Annotated in this window: 4 protein-coding genes and 1 pseudogene; 3 read left to right on the top strand and 2 right to left on the bottom strand. The window is 40.2% G+C overall.

The window, feature by feature from the left end; all coding sequences use genetic code 11:
* The 3 genes from P8M52_RS03300 to P8M52_RS03290 all read left to right on the top strand — a co-directional run.
* Positions 1-83: peptide-methionine (R)-S-oxide reductase (locus tag P8M52_RS03300; RefSeq protein WP_300307279.1), on the top strand; the 83-nt coding region annotated here is incomplete at its 5' end.
* Positions 84-87: 4 nt separating this feature from the next.
* Complete coding sequence (gene mpl, locus P8M52_RS03295; protein ID WP_300307276.1) at positions 88-1386, top strand: UDP-N-acetylmuramate:L-alanyl-gamma-D-glutamyl-meso-diaminopimelate ligase; 1299 nt, start codon at positions 88-90, stop codon at positions 1384-1386.
* Positions 1383-1982, top strand: a complete 600-nt coding sequence (locus P8M52_RS03290) for a flavin prenyltransferase UbiX (RefSeq protein WP_300307273.1) — start codon at positions 1383-1385, stop codon at positions 1980-1982. The genes mpl and P8M52_RS03290 overlap by 4 nt, the downstream gene beginning before the upstream one ends.
* Here the strand turns inward: P8M52_RS03290 and P8M52_RS03285 are convergent.
* Positions 1979-2761 (bottom strand): sulfite exporter TauE/SafE family protein, encoded by a 783-nt coding sequence (locus P8M52_RS03285; RefSeq protein WP_300307269.1) that lies wholly within the window; start codon positions 2759-2761, stop codon positions 1979-1981. The two genes, P8M52_RS03290 and P8M52_RS03285, sit on opposite strands and share 4 nt — an antisense overlap.
* A pseudogene (locus P8M52_RS03280) lies at positions 2749-2933 on the bottom strand (hypothetical protein); the annotation flags it as partial. The gene P8M52_RS03285 and the pseudogene P8M52_RS03280, both read right to left, overlap by 13 nt.

Raw genomic sequence — 2933 nt, 5'->3', positions numbered from 1 at the left:
GCCATGTGTTTCCTGATGGCCCTGCACCGACAGGTCAGCGCTATTGCATTAACTCTGCCTCTTTAGGTTTCAGCCCAAACTAAAATAATGCATATTCACATCTTAGGTATTGCTGGCACCTTTATGGGCTCTCTAGCTCTAATTGCTAAACAACTCGGACATACGGTCACTGGTCAAGATCAAGGCGTTTATCCGCCGATGAGCGTCCAACTCGACGAGCAAAACATTCACTATACCCAGGATTATGACGTGACTAGCATGCCCAAGGCTGATCGTTATATTATTGGCAATGCCCTATCTCGTGGCAACGCATGTATTGAAGAAATTCTCACTAAACAATATAGCTACACTTCAGGTGCACAATGGCTTAGCGAGAATGTACTATGTAACAAATGGGTGTTAGCCGTATCAGGCACTCATGGCAAAACCACTACAGCAAGCATGTTAACTTGGATTTTAGAATACTCAGGTTACAATCCAAGCTTTTTGATTGGCGGTGTCACAGAAGATTTTGGTGTGTCATCACGACTCACAACTTCCAACTTCTTTGTGATTGAAGCTGATGAATACGACACCGCTTTTTTCGATAAACGCTCAAAGTTTATACATTACCATCCAAAAACCTTAGTGATTAATAACCTTGAGTTTGATCACGCCGATATATTTGACTCTATTAAAGACATTCAAAAACAGTTTCATCATCTGATTCGTACCGTTCCAAATGATGGCTTGATCATTCGTCCAGAAAATAATCAAACGATTGATGAGGTGCTTGAACAGGGTCTTTGGTCTAGTGAGAAAGTCTTGACCACTCAGACACTTAAAACAACCGATATTGGCACCAGTTTTGACGTTGAAGGTGCTAGGGTTAATTGGCATTTATTGGGTGAACATAATATGCAAAATGGCTTAAGTGCGATTTATGCGGCTCATCATGTTGGTGTGCCTTTTGATGTAGCCTGTGAAGCTCTGAATCAGTTTAAAGGGGTAAAGCGCCGTTTAGAAGTCAAACATCAAACCCAAGATATTACTCTTTATGATGATTTCGCCCATCATCCTAGTGCCATCCAAACCACGCTATCTGGTCTACGCGATAAAGTTGGGGATGAGACTATTGTCGCCATTTTAGAGCTTAGATCCAACACCATGAAATCAGGTATTCATCAGCAAAGTCTGGTTGATGCACTAATCCAAGCTAATCAAGTCCTTATTCTTAAACCTTTAAATACTGATTGGAATATTAATGCTTTATTTAACAAGCATGAATTGTTTAATTCGGTTGATGAAATCATTAGCGCACTAAGTCACATTCCAAAAGGCCATTTTGTGGTGATGTCAAATGGTGGTTTTGATGATATTTTTAACAAGTTAATTAGAAACCTATGAAGCCAATCGCAATTGCATTAACGGGCGCATCTGGAATGCCCTACGCCATCACTTTGTTAAAAGAGTTGGTCAAAACCCAAGATAAGATCTATGTGATGATTTCAAAAGCAGCAAGTATTGTCATTACCATGGAAACTGATTTGAACTTAGGATCTGACACCCCCTCCATTGAAAAAAATCTTAGCCAATATTTATGCGCTAAAGAAGGGCAGATTAAAGTATTTTCCAAAAACCAATGGACAGCGCCGGTTGCCTCAGGTTCAAATCCACCTCGCGCAATGGTTGTTTGCCCTTGCACCATGAGTACCTTGTCTGCAATTGCCAATGGCCATGGAGATAATCTTATGCATCGGGCTGCTGATGTGGTCATCAAAGAACAGAAAAAACTTATTTTAGTCCCTAGAGAAACCCCCTATTCTGCTATTCATTTGGAAAATATGCTAAAGCTCTCGCGATTAGGGGTGATTATTATGGATGCGAATCCTGCGTTTTACCAAAATCCAGGCTCTATTCAAGACATGGTTGATTTTGTTGTGGCACGAATTTTGGACCACTTGGACGTAGAGCACAACTTACTACCACCTTGGCAAGGCTAAAAAACTAGAACGCTTATTCCTAAAAAAGCTAAAAATAAAGCAAAGAATTTTTTGAGTTTTTTACCATCAGCACGATGAGCAACTTTAGCACCCAATGGGGCAAACACCACACTCATCAAAACAATACTAATTAGTGCCTGAGTATGGATAAATCCCAAACTACTTGCACCAGATTCAATATTCAAACCAGCAACAACAAAACCTAGTGCACCAGCAATAGCAATCGGCAAGCCGACAGCTGCTGAAGTGGCAATAGCATTTTTGATATTAACATTGTTATAGGTTAAAAATGGTGTCGTCATAGTGCCGCCGCCAATTCCAACAATCGCTGAAATCAAACCAATAATGTAGCCTGTTAATCGCCATACCCAATTTACCAAATAATCAATATGCCGACTACTACTCAAACCAAAAAATAGTATGGTCGCCGCTATCAGCTCAAATATAGCAAAGAAAAGTCTCATGAAATCAAAACTCATCAACTGAGTGAGCAAGGCACCACAAAAGGCGCCTAACAAAATAGTTGGTGTGAGTTTTTTAAAATAATGCCAATGAATCGCACCCTGTTGATGATGCGCCCTAACACTTGAAAGTGAAGTGAAAACAATAGCAGCTAATGCTGTACCAACAGCTGTGTGCATAAGTATGGCTTGATCAACTTGCCCAGCCAATAAATACAACAATACAGGCACCATGATCAGCCCACCGCCGACACCTAAAAGACCAGCAATAAAGCCTGAAAACGCACCGAGCAATAAGAGTGAAGTTACTTCAGCCAAGTGCCAACTGATTCAATTAGCAAACCATCCTTATCATTAAAGAAATGATCAGCACTAACCTTCATCTGTGAATAGTTTGAGTTGTTTTTTGATGCATTAGCTCGATCTTTCACACTCTTTAAAACAGATTCAAGGTCTTCATCACCATATAAGTCAAACACAGGAATATCAA

It is taken from the genome of Candidatus Thioglobus sp. (assembly GCF_029243085.1).
Classification (GTDB): Bacteria; Pseudomonadota; Gammaproteobacteria; order PS1; family Pseudothioglobaceae; genus Thioglobus_A.
Note: the sequence above shows the minus strand (reverse complement) of the source record. Positions and strands in the feature narration are given on the sequence as shown.